The 19,071-nt window shown below is 61.5% G+C and carries 20 protein-coding genes; 14 read left to right on the top strand and 6 right to left on the bottom strand.

The window, feature by feature from the left end; all coding sequences use genetic code 11:
• Positions 1-22: 22 nt before the first annotated feature.
• Positions 23-706 (bottom strand): VOC family protein, encoded by a 684-nt coding sequence (locus R3E82_01950; protein MEZ5549632.1) that lies wholly within the window; start codon positions 704-706, stop codon positions 23-25.
• Between the two features lie 109 nt (positions 707-815).
• Between R3E82_01950 and R3E82_01945 the strand changes: the two genes are divergently transcribed.
• The 4 genes from R3E82_01945 to R3E82_01930 are packed head-to-tail and all read left to right on the top strand — an operon-like array spanning position 816 to position 4,401.
• Positions 816-1,133, top strand: a complete 318-nt coding sequence (locus R3E82_01945) for a DUF4212 domain-containing protein (GenBank protein MEZ5549631.1) — start codon at positions 816-818, stop codon at positions 1,131-1,133.
• 5 nt (positions 1,134-1,138) lie between these two features.
• Positions 1,139-2,911: a sodium:solute symporter family protein gene (locus tag R3E82_01940; GenBank protein MEZ5549630.1), complete on the top strand. Its 1,773-nt coding sequence runs from the start codon at positions 1,139-1,141 to the stop codon at positions 2,909-2,911.
• Between the two features lie 13 nt (positions 2,912-2,924).
• Positions 2,925-3,398 carry a MaoC family dehydratase gene (locus R3E82_01935; GenBank protein MEZ5549629.1) on the top strand — a complete coding sequence of 158 codons (474 nt, stop codon included), beginning with the start codon at positions 2,925-2,927 and terminating at the stop codon, positions 3,396-3,398.
• Positions 3,399-3,411: 13 nt separating this feature from the next.
• Positions 3,412-4,401 carry a hypothetical protein gene (locus tag R3E82_01930; GenBank protein ID MEZ5549628.1) on the top strand — a complete coding sequence of 330 codons (990 nt, stop codon included), beginning with the start codon at positions 3,412-3,414 and terminating at the stop codon, positions 4,399-4,401.
• 6 nt (positions 4,402-4,407) lie between these two features.
• Here R3E82_01930 and R3E82_01925 read toward each other — a convergent pair whose 3' ends face one another.
• Positions 4,408-5,295 (bottom strand): rhomboid family intramembrane serine protease, encoded by an 888-nt coding sequence (locus tag R3E82_01925; protein ID MEZ5549627.1) that lies wholly within the window; start codon positions 5,293-5,295, stop codon positions 4,408-4,410.
• 220 nt (positions 5,296-5,515) lie between these two features.
• On the opposite strand from R3E82_01925, the gene R3E82_01920 reads away from it, so the two are divergent.
• The 3 genes from R3E82_01920 (at position 5,516) to R3E82_01910 (ending at position 9,022) form a co-directional block, all read left to right on the top strand.
• A complete protein-coding gene (locus R3E82_01920; GenBank protein MEZ5549626.1) occupies positions 5,516-6,370 on the top strand; it encodes a hypothetical protein in 855 nt (284 codons plus the stop codon).
• 90 nt (positions 6,371-6,460) lie between these two features.
• On the top strand, positions 6,461-7,384 hold the full coding sequence (locus R3E82_01915) for a fatty acid desaturase family protein (protein ID MEZ5549625.1): 924 nt from the start codon (positions 6,461-6,463) through the stop codon (positions 7,382-7,384).
• Positions 7,385-7,396: 12 nt separating this feature from the next.
• Entirely contained in the window at positions 7,397-9,022 is a 1,626-nt protein-coding gene (locus R3E82_01910; GenBank protein ID MEZ5549624.1) for a sulfatase-like hydrolase/transferase, read from the top strand.
• A gap of 41 nt (positions 9,023-9,063) precedes the next feature.
• On the opposite strand, the gene R3E82_01905 is transcribed toward R3E82_01910, so the two are convergent.
• Positions 9,064-10,770, bottom strand: a complete 1,707-nt coding sequence (locus R3E82_01905; GenBank protein MEZ5549623.1) for an alpha/beta fold hydrolase — start codon at positions 10,768-10,770, stop codon at positions 9,064-9,066.
• 136 nt (positions 10,771-10,906) lie between these two features.
• Here R3E82_01905 and R3E82_01900 point away from each other — a divergent pair, with 136 nt between their 5' ends.
• Positions 10,907-11,143, top strand: a complete 237-nt coding sequence (locus tag R3E82_01900; GenBank protein MEZ5549622.1) for a hypothetical protein — start codon at positions 10,907-10,909, stop codon at positions 11,141-11,143.
• 3 nt (positions 11,144-11,146) lie between these two features.
• Here the strand turns inward: R3E82_01900 and nhaR are convergent, their stop codons facing one another.
• On the bottom strand, positions 11,147-12,049 hold the full coding sequence (gene nhaR, locus R3E82_01895) for a transcriptional activator NhaR (GenBank protein ID MEZ5549621.1): 903 nt from the start codon (positions 12,047-12,049) through the stop codon (positions 11,147-11,149).
• Positions 12,050-12,196: 147 nt separating this feature from the next.
• On the opposite strand from nhaR, the gene R3E82_01890 reads away from it, so the two are divergent.
• From R3E82_01890 to R3E82_01865, 6 genes are all read left to right on the top strand, one after another.
• On the top strand, positions 12,197-12,925 hold the full coding sequence (locus tag R3E82_01890; protein MEZ5549620.1) for a Bax inhibitor-1/YccA family protein: 729 nt from the start codon (positions 12,197-12,199) through the stop codon (positions 12,923-12,925).
• Positions 12,918-14,087: a 5-(carboxyamino)imidazole ribonucleotide synthase gene (locus R3E82_01885; GenBank protein MEZ5549619.1), complete on the top strand. Its 1,170-nt coding sequence runs from the start codon at positions 12,918-12,920 to the stop codon at positions 14,085-14,087. Before R3E82_01890 ends, R3E82_01885 begins: the two co-directional genes overlap by 8 nt.
• Complete coding sequence (gene purE / locus R3E82_01880; protein ID MEZ5549618.1) at positions 14,084-14,575, top strand: 5-(carboxyamino)imidazole ribonucleotide mutase; 492 nt, start codon at positions 14,084-14,086, stop codon at positions 14,573-14,575. The genes R3E82_01885 and purE overlap by 4 nt, the downstream gene beginning before the upstream one ends.
• Positions 14,576-14,579: 4 nt before the next feature.
• Positions 14,580-15,572 (top strand): sodium-dependent bicarbonate transport family permease, encoded by a 993-nt coding sequence (locus R3E82_01875; protein ID MEZ5549617.1) that lies wholly within the window; start codon positions 14,580-14,582, stop codon positions 15,570-15,572.
• A gap of 63 nt (positions 15,573-15,635) precedes the next feature.
• A complete protein-coding gene (locus tag R3E82_01870) occupies positions 15,636-15,932 on the top strand; it encodes a hypothetical protein (GenBank protein ID MEZ5549616.1) in 297 nt (98 codons plus the stop codon).
• A 164-nt stretch (positions 15,933-16,096) separates the two neighbouring features.
• Positions 16,097-16,885 carry an alpha/beta hydrolase gene (locus tag R3E82_01865; GenBank protein ID MEZ5549615.1) on the top strand — a complete coding sequence of 263 codons (789 nt, stop codon included), beginning with the start codon at positions 16,097-16,099 and terminating at the stop codon, positions 16,883-16,885.
• 57 nt (positions 16,886-16,942) lie between these two features.
• Here the strand turns inward: R3E82_01865 and R3E82_01860 are convergent, their stop codons facing one another.
• Entirely contained in the window at positions 16,943-18,529 is a 1,587-nt protein-coding gene (locus tag R3E82_01860) for an alkaline phosphatase family protein (GenBank protein ID MEZ5549614.1), read from the bottom strand.
• A 76-nt stretch (positions 18,530-18,605) separates the two neighbouring features.
• Positions 18,606-18,998: a DUF4389 domain-containing protein gene (locus R3E82_01855; protein ID MEZ5549613.1), complete on the bottom strand. Its 393-nt coding sequence runs from the start codon at positions 18,996-18,998 to the stop codon at positions 18,606-18,608.
• Between the last annotated feature and the right edge of the window lie 73 nt (positions 18,999-19,071).

The raw sequence follows: 19,071 nt of genomic DNA, 5'->3' as shown, positions 1-19,071 counted from the left end.
CCCGATCTCCCGCTGCGGCGAATCACAGCTGCAGTCGCAATGTATCGGGAGTAGACGTCAGCTCAATCCGGCGTCCCGGGCTCTTACGCCCACCTGCCCCTGCTCGCTGTACCGGCACGTCGATCACCGCGACAAGTTCGGATAGCTCTGCATGCTCAAAGCGGACACGGGTGTCCACACTCTCGAGGAGACCGGCAAGCGCGACCACATCGGCGCCGCGGACACTCAGGCTGGTCAGCGCGCCACAGATCGGGCTGGAAGTGCCCGGATGCGCACTGCCCTGCCAGTCGATGAAAAACGGCAGCCGGTTTCCGAAAGAATGTCCGTGTACAAACAGCAGGGACCAGTTCAGGCGCAGGCCCTGGGGCGTGATCCGGGCCATTTCGCGCGGACCGCGAACGCCCAGGCCCCGCGCCTTGAACTGCGCACCGAGCACCACCAGATCGTCACTGCCCGCAGCCCAGGTCACCAGTCCGCCCTGCTCGAGCCCGGACAGTCGCGCACCAAAGGAGACCGGCTCCGCCAGATCGGGATCCGGAGCAATGATCTCCAGGTAAGCGCCATCGTCGAAGGCCACCAGCGCATTACGGGTGCCGAGACCCGTATGCGCACCCCCAGCGATCGCCCGGATCTCGAGCAGACGCTCGATCTCTTCGATACCCGATTCAAGATCGGGGGCACCCCACATCAGATGATCTATCCGCATCCATCTCCCCTCAACATGGCGCACGGCGCTGGGTTATATTGCCTCACGCAGTGGCGGTGAATACCGGCCGCGACAGTTTAGGGGATTCGACAGCAGCGTGGAAAAAGGCATAACGGAGCAGCAACAGGGCAGCGATCCCGGCGCTTACTGGCGCGCCAACCTGAAACTTGCGGGCGTGCTGCTGTCCATCTGGTTCCTGGTGTCCTTCGGATTCGGTATTCTGCTGGTAGAGCCGCTCAATCGAATCGACTTCTTCGGATTCAAGTTCGGATTCTGGTGGGCCCAGCAGGGCTCGATCTACGTATTTGTGGTGTTGATCTTCGTCTACACCGCACTGATGCAGCGTATTGATCGCCGCTACGGCGTGGATGCTGAGCAGGCCGATCCTGCAGATCGGACCCGTCAGGCCAGTGAGGATTCGAACTGACGTCTATGGATGCGACCCTGCTGACCTATCTGTTCGTCGGTGCCAGCTTTGCCCTCTATATAGGTATTGCCATCTGGTCCCGGGCCGCTTCGACCCGGGAATTCTATGTGGCCGGTGGACACGTGCATCCGATAGCCAATGGCATGGCGACTGCCGCAGACTGGATGAGTGCCGCCTCCTTCATCTCGATGGCCGGCATCATCGCTTTCATGGGCTACGACGGCACCGTGTATCTGATGGGCTGGACGGGTGGTTACGTGCTGCTGGCGCTGCTGCTTGCACCCTACCTGAGGAAATTCGGCGAGTTCACCGTGCCGGACTTCATCGGTACCCGCTACTACTCCAACACTGCCCGGGTGGTCGCGGTAATCAGCCTGGTCATCATTTCCTTTACCTACGTCGCAGGCCAGATGCGCGGAGTGGGTATCGTGTTCTCCCAGTTTCTCAATGTGGAGATCGAACTGGGTGTGGGAATCGGCATGGCCGTGGTGTTCATGTACGCGGTGCTCGGCGGCATGAAGGGGATAACCTATACCCAGGTGGCTCAGTACTGTGTACTGATCTTCGCGTACCTGGTTCCCGCAATCTTCATTTCGATGCTCATCACTGGAATCCCGGTGCCCCAGCTCGGTCTGGGTGCGAGCGTCGCTGATGGTTCAGGTGTCCCGGTACTGGAACGGCTGGATGCGACTCTGCTGGAGCTCGGCTTCGCGCCTTACACCGACGGCAACAAGAGCACCATCGATGTGTTTGCGATCACGATGGCGCTCATGCTCGGCACAGCGGGTCTGCCCCATGTGATCGTACGCTTCTTTACCGTACCCAGTGTGGCTGACGCCCGCCGTTCGGCGGGTTATGCACTGCTGTTCATCGCACTCCTCTACACCACCGCTCCCGCAGTCGGTGCATTCGCGAGACTCAATTTCATCGACACTGTGCACGATCATCCTTATGCCCAACTCGACGGCTGGTTCAGCAGCTGGGAAAACGTGGGTCTTATCGGCTGGCTCGACAAGAACGGCGACGGTGCCGTGCAGTACGCGCCGGGTGCACCGTTCGAGGGGAGGCCGTCCTTCGGCTCCGAACGGGGGGAACTCGGCCAGCGGATGATCATCAATACACCCACAGATTCACCCAACGAAGTCTATGTGGATCGGGACATCATGGTGCTCGCCAACCCGGAAATCGCCGCACTGCCCGCCTGGGTGATCGCGCTGGTCGCGGCAGGTGCAGTCGCGGCAGCACTCTCCACGGCAGCAGGTCTGCTGCTGGTGATCTCGACTTCGGTGTCCCACGACCTCATCAAGAACAGTTTCGCCCGCAACATTTCTGACCGGCAGGAACTTCTCTACGCACGCCTGGCAGCAGCTACGGCGGTGATCGTTGCAGGCTATCTCGGCATCGATCCACCCGGATTCGTGGCCGAGGTCGTGGCTTTTGCGTTCGGCCTGGCAGCCTCCTCGCTCTTCCCAGCCATTCTCCTGGGCATCTTCAGCAGGAAAATGAACAAAGAAGGTGCGATCGCCGGTATGGTGGTCGGTCTGACGTTCTCCTTTTGCTACATCGGCTACTTCAAACTCTGGGCACCCGATGCGAACATCTCTGCAAACTGGTGGTTCGGTATCTCCCCGGAAGGTATCGGCATGATCGGCGCACTGTGCAATTTCATGACCGCCGGTATCGTGAGCCGTTTCTTTCCTCCCGCTCCAGCCCGTATCCAGGGGCTGGTCGACAACATCAGAATTCCAAGAGGTGTCGCACCTCCAAACCCGCACTGACGAGGCGCTCCCTATGCCGAACATCCCAGCAATAATCCAGGACATCCATCATCTCTTCGGTCACGAGATCGGTACCAGCGACTGGATTCTCATCGATCAGAAAAAAATCGATCAGCATGCTGCAACCACCGGAGACGACAGCTGGATCCACACGGATCCTGAACGGGCGGCCAGCGAAACTCCTTTCGGAGGCGCCACCGCCCAGCCCTTCCTGCTCCTCGCCCATTTCACCGAAATGGCCAAAGCCGTGCACATCCCCATTCCGGGTGTGGTGTACAGACAGAATTACGGCTTCGATCGAGTACGCATCGTGCAACCCGTTGCTGCAGGTTCGAGAATTCGCGGTCGCTTCGAACTGAAGAAAGCAGAACCCAAGGGGCATCACGGTCTGCTCATCCATCTCGACGCTTCGATCGAAATCGAGGGGGACGATGTGGCGCCTGCGGTCGTGGCGGAATGGCTCGCCTACCTGCGCCTCGACGACTGAGAGGCACCCGGGTATGTACACCGATCAGGACCTGGACGCAGCCGTCGCCGCAGGCGTGCTGAACCGCCAGACCGCAGCCGCTTTCCGCAGTTTCCTTATTGAACGGCATCCCGCCAGCGGACCGGATGAGGAGGCCTTTCGCCTGCTCACGGGCTTCAACGATATCTTCGTCGCAATCGCCAGCGCCCTCCTGCTGGCGGCGGTCTGGTCGATCGGTGGATCCGTCGCTCAGGGATTCGCGGGCCTGTCCTGCGCAGCAGTATCCTGGGGACTGGCCGAATTTTTTGTGCGCAGACGCAGGATGGCACTACCCGGCATTCTGCTGCTCGTTGCCTTTGTGGGTGGCGTGTTCCAGTCCGGCCTGCACTTTGTGCCCGGGGAGCAGGCAGTTGCTGCCGCAGGGGTGCTGGCCGCCCTTGCCGCAGCCGGCCACTGGCTCCGATTTCACGTGCCCGTCACAGTCGCCGCCGGTCTGCTGGCACTCATCGTCGGCATACTGATCAGTGCCACTCTGGCATTCCCGACTCTGGCGAACTGGATCTCTGTGCTGACCTTTGCTGCGGGTCTCGCCACCTTCGCCCTGGCGCTGAAGTGGGATGCTTCGGACGTGCAGCGCCGTACCGGGCGATCAGATGTGGCGTTCTGGCTGCACCTGCTGGCAGCCCCGCTGCTGGTACATCCCCTGTTCACCGCCCTGCAGGCCTACGACCACGCCCTCGGCGCGCTGCAGGTCGGGCTGGTGGCCGGCATTTATGCTCTGATCGCCGTGATATCTCTGATGATCGACCGCCGCGCACTGATGGTGTCTGCGCTCGGCTATGTCCTCTATGCGTTCACCGCGCTCTTCAGCCAGACCGATCTGGTTGATCTTGGCTTCGCCAGCACGGCACTGCTCGTGGGCACCGCCCTGCTCCTGCTGTCCGCCTTCTGGCAGCGGGCGCGCGCTGTCAGCCTCGGCTGGCTTCCAGAGCAGATCCGCAGGCAGTTGCCACCGCTGCGCTGAGGTGAGTCAGCCGCCTGCCGACATCCAGGCGACGCAGATCAGTACCAGCGCACCCACACCACACAACCGCTGACCGCTGACACCGAGACGCTCGATCGGGAGTTGCGCTGCCACAATGCCTGCGCCAATACCACACGCAAAACCGGTGAAATGCGCCAGCACGTCTGTGCCTTCGTCGCCCACACCAGTGAAGGCCAGCATGGCGATGGCTGCAAACAGGGGCGCGAGCCCCCGCCGCCAGCCCCGACCGCGGAAGTAACCCCGGCGCCAGACGAAGGCGCTGCCAATGGCCAGTGCTGCGAAGGTGGCGGTGCTCGCTCCGATCGCCCGGAAGTCTTCAGGTCGCAGCCAGGCGTTCAGTCCGTTACCGAGTGCGCCGCTCAGCAGGATCAGCAGCCAGCCGAGTCCGGAACCCAGATAGCGGCCCACCAGCAGTCCAAACAAGGCTCCGAACAGGGAATTACCGACCAGGTGGGCTATGTCGCCGTGTAAGGTCAGCGCGGTGATTGTCCGCCACCATTCCCCGGCCATCACAGTGCCGGCCTCGAGCCGGCCGATACCACGCCAGTCCCAGCCGAACACCTGCGCCTGCTCCAGACTGGGCAGCGACCAGATGACGAGGAGGAAACCCAGTACGCCAATCCAGCCACTGTCGATCGGATCAACCAGTGTCGGCCCAGCCAGTTGCGGGCGGTTTTCAAGACTGTAGGTTTCCAGATGCGCGACCGCCCGGGGTGCATCGGACTCGGCGACCACCAGATACCAGTCACCGATATCCCGACGAATCTCGTGATCGATGTCCACGGCAGCCAGCACCAGACTGGCTTCACCGAGTGCACGCCTGGATCCGCCGCGACGGATCGTCCGCCAGACGACGTCTGTTGGAGTATTCATGGGAGTGATGTTACGCAAGCTGTGACCGGGCGGTACAGATTCAGTCTTTTCTCCAGAGCGACCGGAGCGACCGTCACCCTGGGATAATCGGGTCACCCTGGGCGCAATCGGGTCACAGAGTTCATTACGAAATATTGATCAAAAAGGTGATTCATGTAATATTGCGCGTCCTGGCAGAGGCCCCGATCTCAGCCAATACCTGCCATCAGGAGTCCACAGGGTGTCCCGGGAGCGAAGCCGACCCAGCGATGTGATCCTCGACATGCTGCGCAGCGCCCGCAGCCGGCGCCGCAGCGTGCAGTCGCTCATCGCCGCCGGCCGGCTCTTCGATCTCACCGAGAACACCATGCGGGTGACCCTCTCCCGGCTCATGGCCAGGGGCATAATCGAAAGCCCGGCCCGCGGTCTGTACCGCCTGGCAGACACCACGGATGCCCTGAATGACTTCGTCGAGCGCTGGCGGCTTGGGGACAAGCGGATGCGTCCCTGGACTTCCGGCCACTGGCTGTTCGCTCACCAGGCTCCGGCCTCCGGTACCAGCAACCCAGCAACCGGCGACACCGGGTCCAGCCTCTGGGCTCTGGATGCACTGGGATTCCGCGAAGTACAGACCGGCCTCCACGTGCGTCCGGATAACCTAAACCTGACCCTGGCCGGACTGCGTGAGCTGGCGCGCAGCATCGGCCTCGCCGGGACCACACTGCTGTTCTGCGGAACTCCGGAAACAGGTGCGGCTGAGAAGTGGCCGGAGCTGTGGAACCCCCGGCAGCTGGACAGGGACTACGGGAATGCCCTCGAGAGGCTCGAAGCGAGTACGGCCCGTCTGCCGGCATTGCCCCAGGAAGCCGCCTGTCTGGAGTGCTTCAGTCTCGGTGGTGAAATGATCCATCGTCTGGCCAAGGATCCGCTGCTGCCGGAGCAGTTCGTGAATGCCTCCGCCCGCACCAGGCTCTGGCGCCGGATGCTCGATTACGACGCACTCGGCAAGGAGATCTGGACCCGGGGCAGACAGGGCGCCATGGACCGCATGCCGCACCCTAAACTCGCCAGCGGCGTGTCTGCAGGTGCACGCTAAAAGGGCGGCCGGGGACGACATGGCACAGCAGCTGAACAACGAAAAGCTGCAGCAACGGACAATGCGCGAAAGCACTCAGGAGAAAGTTGAATGAACGTGAAGGACGTCCTCAGCAGCGAAGAGCTGGCACGAATCAGTCGTCGCAGCGATCTTCAGGCTGCCTGGCTGGTGGTCTGTAATTACGGCATCACCGCAGGCATCTTCGCGATGATGGCCCTCTGGCCGAATCCACTGACCATTCTGCTCGGTATCATTCTTCTCGGCGGTCGCCAGCTCGGTTTTGGCGTGATCGTCCACGAGTGTGGACATGGTACTTTCTTTGAAAATCGCAGGCTCAACGAATGGGTGGGCGAATGGCTTGCCGCCCCCCCGACTTTCAACAACATGAAAGCCTACGCACGCGGCCATCTCCGTCATCACAAGCTCGCCGGCACCCACGAAGACCCCGACCTGCCGAACTATCGGGACTATCCCATCGACAGGGAGCGCCTGCAGCGAAAAATCTGGCGCGACCTTTCCGGACAGACCGGATGGAAGCAGACCCGTGGTCTGTTCAAAGCCTTCCTGAATTTTTCCGGGCAGCATCCCGAACAGCGGCACGCCCTGGCCCGCGGTCTGGCTGTGAATGCGGCAATGCTTGCCCTGTTCATCTACATCGGCGCGGCCTGGCTGTACCTGGTCTGGTGGGTGGCGCTGCTGACGACCAACCGGCTGGTCAGTCGACTGCGCCAGATGGCCGAACATGCGGCGGTACCCGATCTCTACGACGCGGACCCGCGCAGCAACACCCGCACCATCGCCGCGAACTGGCTCGACCGGCTGGTGTTCTGCCCGCTTGGCGTGAGCTACCACCTTGAGCATCACATGCTGGCGTCGGTGCCGATCTACAACCTGCCGAAGCTGCACCGACTCCTGAAAAACCGTGGTTACTACGACGGTGTGCATTTTCCCGCCAACTACCGGGAGATGCTGCGGCTGGCGACCACGCCGACTCCTGCCACCGTCGGCGCCTGACCTGCAGCAGAAATGCCCGTCACAGGCCTCCAGCCCATGCTGGGACGGCTGCTCCTGCTGACAGGCGCATGCTGCGTCGCCGCTCTGCTCTGGCCGATCCCGACAACCCCGGCAGCGCCGGAGTCGATGGACGATCGACTCCTGGCAGGAAAACGTGAATACCTGCGGGACCTCCAAACTGGTGCCCAGTCCACGGGCCCCAACGTCCTGCTGATTCTGGCTGACGATCTGAGCCCCTATGACCTGTCATCGAACGGCGCGTCCGGCATCCCGACTCCCAACCTGGACGCCCTCGCTGCGGGTGGAGTGAGTTTCGACAATGCCTATGCAAACGCCGCTATCTGCGCGCCCTCCCGCGCTGCCCTGCTGACTGGCCGTTATCAGAACCGCTTCGGCTTCGAATCCCAGCCGATGCAGCGTTACGTCCGCAATCTCGGCGAGTACCTCGGCTTCCGCTATCTGATCGACACGGACGCCATGCGTCCCTTCCTGCAATCCAGCTATCCGGACACCACCCAGCGCAGCCGGCAGGGCCTGCCGGCGGGTGAAATTTCCCTGGCAGAAGTCTTCGCGGCAAAAGGCTATGCAACCGGCATCTTCGGCAAGTGGCATCTCGGCTACGGTCCATCCAATGGGCCCGGGCATTTCGGCTTTCAGACCCGGTACGGATTCCGGGAAGCCTTCACTCTTTATGCGCTTCCCGGCACACCGGACATCATCGATCACACACAGGATCTGTTCTGGGAGCGCCACATCCGGGACATGGGGCGGGACGGACCTTCCCGGATTACCCGCAACGACGAGCCAATCGAGGAAGACAGATACCTCACCGACGCAATCGTCGAAGAAACCCGCCACTTCATCATCGAAGCGGGAAATCGCGGTCAGCCTTTCTTCGCCTATGTGCCTTTCAGTGCACCACACACGCCGTTTCAGGCCCGCAGCGAGGACTACGAAGCCATCGACCCGGGTCTTGACCGGAACCATCGGGTGTACGCGGCGATGATCCGTCGTCTGGACCGGGGTGTTGGCGAACTGGTGAACGCACTTGCGGAACGGCAACTGCTAAACGATACCCTGATCATCTTCTCCAGCGATAACGGCGGTGCAGACTACACCGGCGCAACCGGCAACGGTCCCCTGCGTGGCGGCAAGTTCACCCAGTTCGAAGGCGGCCTGAGAGTACCGCTGATCATCTACCACGCCGGCACTCTGGCAGCTCGAACCGACCCGCGCCCGGTGCTGTTGAGCGATCTGTTTGCGACCCTGTTGAGTCAACTGGATGTCCGGGCCAGCACGGACCGGGTCTATGACTCGGCGGATCTCCTCGGCAGGCAGCACCACACTGAAACCGCAGCTGCGCAGCGCATGCTGTTCTGGCGCAGCGATTTCAATCGGGCAGTGCGCGACGGTCGCTGGAAACTCCTCGAAAACCGCAACTCACATCAGGTACTGCTCTTCGATCTGGACAAAGATCCGGGCGAGCGTCTGGATCTCTCGGCACGGGAACCGGATCGGGTACGCGTGCTGCTCGAGGCACTGGATGTCTGGGAGCAGGACATGCAGCCGGCCCGCTGGCCCAGAGTGATGGACTACGAATTCACCGACGAATCGGGGTCGCACTGGTTCGCGATCTAGTGCAGCTCGATCGGCACACCTGCGGTAGTCCACTGGTCGTGCTACAGGTGCGTTGCCTGACCCGCCACCACATACCAGCTCACAAGCAGACCGCAGATGATCGCACCCGTTTCCGCCCTGCCCGTTCTGCGCCAGGCGAATACGGAAACTATCGCGGTGAGGCTGAGCACCGGCAGGAACTGGATCGCCACTATCGTGAACAGCGGATCCACCGGCGGCAGGTGACCGCTCGCAAACAGATAAAAATAACAGCCTGCGACCAGCACGAAGAGGCCACCGATGCTGGCCACGACGGTCGAGACATACTGGCCGAGCGCCGACCCGGTCGGGGCCAGGCCACGCAGCCAGATACGCTGACTGACATGGAAATAGGCGGTGAAAGGCAGTACATAAGCCAGAAACACCGGAAAATGGTGAGCGGCCATGGGTTTCAGTGCAACCACCCAGAACCGCAGATCGGTTTTGAACAAGACATCGGACAGCACCACGGCAAGGTATAAACACAGTGTGGACAGCACCGCGACGGACGCTGCCCGTGGCCAATTCGCGGAAGGTTCGAGCGCGGCAGAAGCGAACCTGGCTTGTTCGACTCTGGCCTTGCGACGCACGAAAGCGTCTGCACCCAGCACGATGAGTCCGTTGCCGAGCGCCCAGATCAGAATCTGATTGGTTACACCCTGGGGGAACAGCGCATTGGCCGTGAACAGTGCGCCCAGCCCGGTGAGCGGATAATAGGTCAGGGCGGGAATCGCGGCGGCCAGCGCTGCACTCGACCACCAGCCACCCGGCAGTGCTGCCGGTGGCACCCCGGCCAGCCGCTGAAAGGCCGGCATCCCCAGGATCAGCTTGCAGCTGCCCAGCAGCACCAGCATTCCGCCGATCAGGGCAATCAGGGTACCGAACTCCTTCCAGTGCCAGATCTGATCCGCAGAGTCGAGTTGTGTACCACCGGACAGCGTCATCGCCATCCAGTCGACCGTGTCGCCTATGGCTTCACCGGAGAGGTGATCGCCTGGATGAGTGGTATCGGGAATCGTCAGCCAGCGTGCGGTGCCTTGTTCTATGGAGCCGTAAAGCTGCTCCGGGACCACGGGTGCCTCTGTCCCGAACACGGCCCGCAGCTTTTCACTCTGCCCGACGTCTGCCGCATCAGCCACGCCCCACATGAGTGGGGCGAACTCATCGTAGCGGCTGAATATCACACCGAGATTACGGGGAAATTCCGGGGTTCCGACCGGGACAAACCCCGGACCTGTCGAGGATCCCACCAGTGCCAGTGATCTGTAACCGTCCGGTTGATCGGCGGCTGCCGCCAGGCTGGTCCAGCCTCCCATACTGTGGCCCTCGAGGCCGATCTGACTGGTGTCGACAAAAGGCAGCCCGCGCAGGTAGCGCAATCCCGCCGGACCGCCGAATCCTGCGCCGAAGGCAGGACCTTCGCTGAAGCCATGACCGGTCTGATCGATGGCCAGCACCACATAACCGCGCCGCGCAAATTCTATGGCGAAGCCGCTTTGTGTTTCACGGGAATTGATGTAGCCGTGCACGGCCAGAATACCCGGCGCCGGAGAGGCCGGCGTTGCATTCGCGGGTCTGTACAGCAGTGCGGACAGGTGCCTGCCGCTTTCGTATTCGAAGCGCACATCTTCGATGTCGATCCCGCCGGTGGTCTGAATGAGGTGTGCCAGACTCCCACCGAGAACGATAAGTACCCATCCGGCGATTGCCAGCTTTGCCTTGTTATACATTGCCGTCCCCATGAAGTCGGCAGAGTATAGCCGCGCGCCCTTTTGCACGCTGAACTGCAGCGTTTGGCCGACGGGCGGACATCCACAGTGCCGGATGCGGCCCTATACTGATGGAAATGGTCACAGGGGCATTCGGATGAGCGCCTACCAGCACCTGATCGGACAGTCTTTCAACCGCAACGGTACCCGCTTTACCGTGATCAAATGCGAAGGGGCAACCGTGATTGCCGGTTTTCTGCACCAGGGCCGCCTGCAGCGCATGCTGGTTCCACTGGGCGATGTGCTGAAATCTCTCGACGTGACAGAGATTGAAATGACCGAATTGCCCACCGTGCCGCGGGAAGACAATCTCCGTCCGGTCACCAGTCGCTGACTGCTACCCGCCAAACAGCGTGAATCGGGCGGCTTCGATGATGCGGACGACAGCGGGATGCTTCAGTTTGCGTTCAGGAGAAATGGCGAAGTAGTTTTCCAACACACCTTCAGCCTCTCCTACCACGCTGGCGTGATAGGTTCGCTCGATCTCACCGGATATGGCTTCCGGCGCGGGAAACACTCCTATGCCTGCCTCACCGAACGCCTTTAACAACGCGCTGTCGTCGAACTCGGCTACCACCCGCGGCAGGATGCCGACACGCTCGAACCACTCATCCAGTCTCCGTCGGAGCGCACTGGAATGCATGGGCAGCAGCAGCGGTGCGGCGTCCAGCGATGCCGGAAAACCTTCCGCATAACGCGGCCCCAGGCCTGCCCCCGCAAAAAACGAGATTTCACTTTCTCCCAGCGCGTGGTTGTAGGCCTTCACATTCAATCCTGTCGGTATCGGGCGATCGGAAAGCACCAGATCGAGCCGGTGGACGGCGAGATCCCCGAGGAGCGTTTCCAGATCTCCCTCCCGGCAGATGACCCGAAGCGGCTCTTCGAGCTGCAGAGCCGGTTCGATGATGCGGAACGCAATCAGCTTCGGAATCGAATTGACGATCCCGACATTGAGCGCCACCGGCCTGCCCGCGCCACCCGCCTTCACTCTGGAGCTGAGTTCCACTCCGAGTGAAAAAATCTCCTCCGCATACTGGTTCACCAGGGCTCCGGTTTCCGTCACCTGCAGCCCGCGACCCACCCTCTGCAGCAGGGGTTCACCCACCGACTGCTCCAGCAGTTTCAGCTGGCTGCTGATGGTCTGAGGCGTGAGATGCAGGGTTTCGGCAGCGCGGGCGATGCTGCCCTCTCTGGCAACGGTCCAGAAGTAGAGCAGGTGGTTGTAGTTCAGATGTTTCATGCTGAGTCGACTGCCTGTGTTGACCAGGGAAGACGCGGGGAAATCTAACACATCGAAAATATCTGTGTATAAGTATCAAATATTCGAATTGAACGAATTAATGGCAGGGATAAGACTGGCATCCTTTTCACAGGTGTGGAGCTGGAAATGGGTGAGCTGAGATCGATCAACACCGCCGCCGGGACAAACCGGGTAACTGCTGCAGCGGTCCCCGCCGCCAGTCGCGATTTCTCCGCTCAGATCGCGCCGGGGGAGCGTCCGGTCCTGCGCAACACCTACCGTCTGCTCGCCATGACCCTGGGTTTCAGCGCCCTGGTTGCGGGGGTGTCCGCCGCTCTCGGTGCACCAGCACCCGGCATCCTCCTGACGCTTGCCGGCTATTTCGGGCTGCTGTTTCTGACCTCCCGCCTGCAGAACAGCGGCTGGGGTCTGGTCAGCGTGTTCGCTCTGACCGGCTTCATGGGCTATACCCTCGGCCCCATTCTCAGCGCCTACCTCAGCCTGCCCAATGGCGCGACGCTCGTGACGACGGCCATGGCCGCCACCGCCGCTGTGTTCGTCGGCCTGTCGCAGTATGTCCGATCGGGCCGAGCGCCAAACATCCGCTCCTACGGTACGTTTCTCTTCGTCGGCGTGCTGACGGCCTTCGTGCTGGGTCTGGCAGCCATCTTCTTCCAGCTCACCGCACTGTCCCTGGCGGTTTCGGGTCTTTTCGTGCTGCTGATGAGTGGACTGATCGTCTACCAGACCCAGGCAATCATCGACGGCGGTGAAAGCAACTACATCATGGCCACCGTCACCCTGTTTGTGGCGATCTACAATCTGTTCCTGAGCCTGCTGCAGCTGTTCGGCTTCTTCGGTGCGGACGATGCCTGAGTCCGTTGCGCGCCTGGGCATCCTCGGCGCGGGCCAGCTGGGTCATCTGCTCTGTGCCGCCGCCCGGAAGCTGAACGTCCGGACCATCCTTGTCGGCGCCGGCCCGGACGATCCGGTGGGTGGCAGCCCGGACGAAACCCTCTATGCGTCCTGCATCGACCTGAAAATTCTCCAGGACCTGGTGTCCCGGGTGGACGTGATCACTTTCGAAAAGGAAGCCATACCTGTGAATGCGCTTGAGTTTCTGATCCAGGCCGAACAGGCGGGTCAGGTAGCGGTGCATCCCAGTCCGCGCATTCTGCTGATGCTGCAGAACAAGGGGCTGCAGAAACGCTGGTTGAGCGATCAGGCGTTTCCGACTGCACCATTCGAAATTCTTGCGCCGGAAACAGCGAACCTGTATCCACAGATCGAACGCTTCGGCCTGCCTCTCGTGCAGAAGGCCCTGCAGGGTGGTTACGACGGACGCGGCGTGCAGATCCTGCGGACACAACAAGAGTGCGGAAATTTCTGGACAGGGCCCAGCCTCATCGAGCAGTTCGTAGCAGACAGGCGGGAACTCGCGGTGCTGGTGGCACGCAACGCCCAGGGTGAGCTGCGCAGCTATGCGCCGGTGGAACTGCGTTTTGATACTACCCGTAACGTGCTGGATCTCGCCCAGGCTCCCGCAGACATCGACGCTTCCATTACCCGCGAAGCTCTGCAACTGGCAGAATGCGTGATCTCACGGCTTAGAGGAATCGGCGTGTTCGCGGTGGAGATGTTTCTCACGGACGACAACACCCTGCTCATCAACGAAATCTCACCCCGCGTACACAACGCGGGGCATCACACCATGGAATCCTGCCTGACCTCCCAGTTCGAGCAGCACGTCAGGGCGGTCTGCGGGCTGCCGCTCGGCGCCACGGAACAATCCATGCCGGCAGCAACGCTCAACCTGCTCTGTACACCACTGCTAGCACCCCTGTGCGAAACAGGTACCCGGGGTTACCCCATCAGTGAGGCAGGCCTGTTCCTGCACTGGTACGGAAAACGACAGGCCAGGACGGGTCGCAAACTGGGGCACCTCACCTGCCTGGATACCAGCACGGCTGAAGCAGCCCTTCGTGCCGGCGTGGCAGCGCGGCGTCTGGGCGAGTTCGCTGAGGGTCTTTCGCCATGACCATCCGTGTCGGCATCGTGATGGGCAGCGACTCAGATCTGCCGGTCATGGAAAAAGCCGCCGAGGTGCTGTGCGAACTCAAGGTGCCCTACGAACTGGATATCGTCAGTGCCCACCGGACACCCGATCGGCTCTTTGAATATGGTCGCGAAGCCGAAGGGCGCGGCCTGCGGGTGATCATCGCCGGCGCCGGCGGCGCCGCCCACCTGCCCGGCATGATGGCCGCGCTCTGTGTGCTGCCGGTGATCGGCGTTCCGATCAGCGCCACCTGCCTCGAAGGCGAAGACGCGCTTTTATCCATCGTGCAGATGCCTGCCGGCGTTCCAGTCGCCACCGTGGCGATAGACAACGCCACCAACGCCGGAATTCTCGCGGCACAGATACTGGCCACTGCAGACGACGCCCTGCGCCTGCGGCTCCACGATCACAGGCAGTCCCTGGCAGACCGGGTCGTTGCAAAGTCTTCAGCCGTCTCGCGCAGCGGCTGAAGCATTGGAATCCCTGTTTCTCACGAACCTGGCCTCTCCCCCGCTGCTGTTCTTCTTTCTCGGCGTCGCAGCCGTGCTGCTGCGTTCCGATCTCGAGATTCCCACAACCATTGCCAAGGCGCTGTCGCTGTATCTGCTCTTCGCCATCGGTTTCAAGGGCGGTGTCGCGCTTGCAGCCAGCCCGCTGGATGCCAGCGTAGGTCGCGGGCTGACAGCCGCCTTCGGACTTTCGATCGTCGTTCCCATCTATGTCTTCTACCTGATCCGCCGGAAACTGCCGCTCGCCGATGCCGCCGCAGTAGCTGCCACCTATGGCTCCATCAGCGCCGTGACCTTTGTCACGTGCACCAGCTATCTGGATCTGAACAATGTCCCCTGGAGCGGTTACCTGGTCGCAGCCATGGCGCTCATGGAGTCTCCAGCCATCATCATCGGCATCCTCCTCTATCGACTCCACAGCGACAGAGCGGCTGCAGGCAGCAGCGGAGGGCTGGACTGGCGCGAGCTGTTGCGCGAGTCCTGCCTGAATGGATCCGTCTTTCTGATAATCGGCAGCATGATGATCGGTTTTGTCGCCGGACCCAGGGGTGTAGGCCAGCTTCATCCCTTCGTCAACGATCTGTTTACCGGCCTGTTATGCCTGTTTCTTCTGGACATGGGCATCGTGGCCACCCGAAGGCTCCAGGATCTGCGCAGCGCCAGGGATCGGATTGCCATTCTGCCGCTGGCAGGTTTCGCCCTTGCACTGCCGATGGGCAACGCACTGCTGGCGGGATCCATCGCCTGGTCGCTGGGCTTGAGCGAAGGCGACGCGCTGCTGCTGACCATCCTCGGCGCCAGCGCCTCCTACATCGCTGTACCCGCTGCGATGCGGCTTGCCCTGCCGGAGGCGAATCCCAGCATCTACCTGCCGATGTCCCTGGCCATCACTTTCCCGCTGAATCTGACACTCGGCATCCCCATCTACCATCAGGCGCTGCGATGGGTGCTGGGTTGATCGGGCTGTCAGTGCCGCATTCACTCCACTGTTCTTACTTCAAAGTCCCGGTAGGGGTTCATCATGAAAGCCTGCAAAAGAATTGAAATAGTCATCGAACAACCCCTCGCCAGACGTATGGCCGATCTGCTCAGTGACCTCGGTGCACCCGGCTACACCATCATCCAGCAGACAGGCGGCCGTGGCGATCGGGGTCTGCGCCGCGCCGACGAGCCTACGGGCACTTCCAGCAACTGTGTGTTCATCATCGCCTGCGAGACGGAAGATGCGATGACACGAATCATCGAAGGTGTCCGTCCGCTGCTCTCCCGATCCGGCGGCATCTGCCTGGTATCAGACGCGATGTGGGTAAGGCACTGACGCAGCACGGGGCTGGTGAACGGCAGCGCATTCCAGCGCTGCACTGTAGAAATGCGTATTGCTGCGCGCTAGTGGCATCGATGCCGATAGGTGACAATGTTCCCGGGGCGGGAGCATGGCGCTCGCGGCCTGACTGATCGACAGCAACCGGACGGAGAAATTCAGTGAGTGAACCCTACGATCTGAGCAACCGGTTCGTCACCGCGAATGCTCTGCAGTTTCACATCGCGGTGGATGGTGACCCGGCTGCACCTACCCTCGTTCTCGTCAACATGGCGAGCCACAATCTGACCTGCTGGGAACCCGTAATGCCCGGACTGCTGGAGCACTTCCGGGTCCTGCGTTTCGATATCCGCGGTACCGGGAAGAGTGGCTGGGGTGCAGATGACGCCTTTACTTTCAGTCAGTACGCGGACGATCTCGCGGCCATTATGGATGCCGTGGCTATCTCACAGGCTTTCGTAGTGGGCGTGGCCTACGGTGCTCGAACTGCCGCCCGCTTCGCGCTGAAGCACCCGCAGCGGCTCACGGCGCTCGGGCTTTTCGATGTTTCACTTACCCCGCCAGTCGAACAGTCCGGCCAGCGAGCGCTCGCGGAAGAGGCCCGGAGCCTGCTCCTTAAAGCCGGTGAGCCCATGGTGGCAACGCGGAAATCCTGGCGTTTTTACGAGAACCGGGAAGCGGCACTCAAGGCCCACACCGCTCATCAGGGTGAGCCGGATCTCTCCGAGTCACTGGCTGGTGTGAGCGCACCGGTGCTGATTGCCTGTGGCCGCCAGGACATGAATCTCGCCGAAGCGCAGCGCATCGCAGCGGCCACGCCCGGCAGCAGCTTCGAAATCATGGAAATGACCGGACACGGTTCCCCATTTTTCCGCCCGGGACTGTTCGTCTCCCTGTTGCATGAGTTCGCAGAACAACATCGGCTTCCCGATACCCGGCAAAAGGCGTAGCACCGCTCGAAGGCAGGTCTCAATCAGCCGGGTTGCAATTCTCGAGGGAACTGACGCTCAGGGATTCAGTTCGAGCACCCTGCCATCGAGACCGGCCGGGGTTTCAATGCCCAGCAGATCAGCGAGGGTCGGGGCCAGATCGATACTGTGCGCGGGCGTCAGATCCTTTCCCGCACTCACACCGGCGCCATAAAAGAGCACCGGCACCGATCGATCCTGAGCGTAGACGGAACCGTGTGTGGTCCCCTCATCGCCGATGATGCAGTCCGGATGGAGTTGCAGAAACAGATCACCGCTGACACCCGGCACCACGGAATTGTGCAGCAGTCGTGCCACCTCATCCTGGCTCTTTTCGAGTTCTGCCAGAGTCCATGCTTTCATCACACCCGGGGTACTTTCGAGAATCTCGATCAGACTGGCGAGCACCGCCTCGGCGTCGAGGTTCTCCTGCGCCACATAGGCAGGGTTTACATAGACCTGACCGTCGCCGAACTGCACCAGTTCTGTGGGGGCATCGAACGGAAAGGTATGTCGCCAGTATATTCTGCCGTAAACACCCGCGAGCAGTCGCCAGATCGACATCCGGCTTCCCGGCACGGGACAGCGATTCACACCCCTGGCAAGCGTCCATTCAGGCAGTTCGGTAATGCCATGATCCGAACTGAGCGCTACCACGTAGCGATCGCTACCTATCCGTCTGTCGAGAAAATCCAGGAATTCCCCGAGCCGGAAATCCAGACGCCGCAGAGCATCCTCGGCTTCCGCGCTGAAGGGTCCATAGAGGTGGCCGACGGTATCGGTCGCAGATAACGACACCGCCAGCAGATCCAGGCTGTCCCCCGAGCCGAGCTGCTCGCTGACGACAAGCGCCTGCGCAAGATCCAGTGTGATTTCATCGAGATAGGGCGACTGGGAAATCTGCCGACCTGCCTCTTCACCTGCAGCGAGCGGGTGACCACTGACCCTGCCGTTTTCCTCCGACTCTCCGGGAAAATCATCCACACGATGCGAGCCTGCCGCGTGCTCCCAGCGAGCCGGCAGGCGACCTGCGAGCGTGGAATTGAAGGCCTTCAGGTAAGCGGGCATTTCCCGGGTGTAGTAGCCGCTGGTCGTGAAGACCGCCTGATCCGCATCGAACCAGTACGCGCCGTCCGGTGCCCGCCCGCCCATCATGATCGATGAGCGGTCCTTGCCACCGACCGAAAAGACTCTGCGCGCCGGATCGGCAGCCTTAAGCCAGTCTCCGAGCCCGTCGACCTTGAGCAGCCCCGGCGAGCGACCGTCTGTGCCACCAAGCACTCGGTGCGCGGGATCATCGTCTTCGACACAGTAGCGGGTACGCCAGTTTTCGCGGTCGACATAGGTGTTTCCGGGAATGCCAGCGCGACCCGGCTGCATGCCGGTGATGAGGGACGCATGACCCGGGCAGGTATTCGTGAGCCCGTGATCCAGACTGCTGTTCATGAAGCGCCGGCCGTTGTGAACGAGCCGTCCCAATCCGCCGGAGAGCGCATCGGTCAGCCGCTCATTGGTCAGCTGATCGATGGCGATCACCACTGCAAGGGCTGGTGCCTGTGCCGCAACCGCGGGAGCATCGAGCCACAATGCAGCCAGCAGAACGACGAGCCTGAGCCTGGTGCGCATGGGTGGTCTGTACATTCGCCGATGGTACGCATCGTATCAGTGCGCCGTCGAGCCAGGCACTCCTTCTGATTCGCCATCAGCGGATGCGTGGATCCACCGGGCCGCCGCCGGTGTCAGCTTCCTGCCGGTCACGGTGCGTGTCCGCAGCAGCCTCTGTTGACACCGCTTCGCCTGCCCAGCGGTTGTCGCCGGGGTCCCCGTCCGGCCAGTCCGCGAAGGGGAAAGGTCGGTCTTCAGAATTGAATGTCTCAAACTGCAGGATCTGCCGGACATAGTTCCCCAGGTTGTACCCGAACCGCAACGCCGGCTCATTGGCGCGGCGCGTGAAAAGAATTGTCAGAAACTGAAAGATCACCACCAGACCCAGGACGATTTCTGCGACGCTGTACGCGATCACAAAAAACAGCATGTACAACGCCCGCATCCACAGATCCCGACTGGTCAGTCGCTCTTTCATTTCAGCATCCATTTTTTTAACTCCTGTCGGTAGGTGACAGTTTACCGAGCAAGATCGGTACCATGATATTTTTCTATTAATATCA

It is taken from the genome of Pseudomonadales bacterium, from assembly GCA_041395945.1.
Taxonomy (GTDB): domain Bacteria; phylum Pseudomonadota; class Gammaproteobacteria; order Pseudomonadales; family Azotimanducaceae; genus SZUA-309.
The sequence above is the reverse complement of the archived record's forward strand: the minus strand, read 5'-3'. Positions and strand labels throughout refer to the sequence as shown.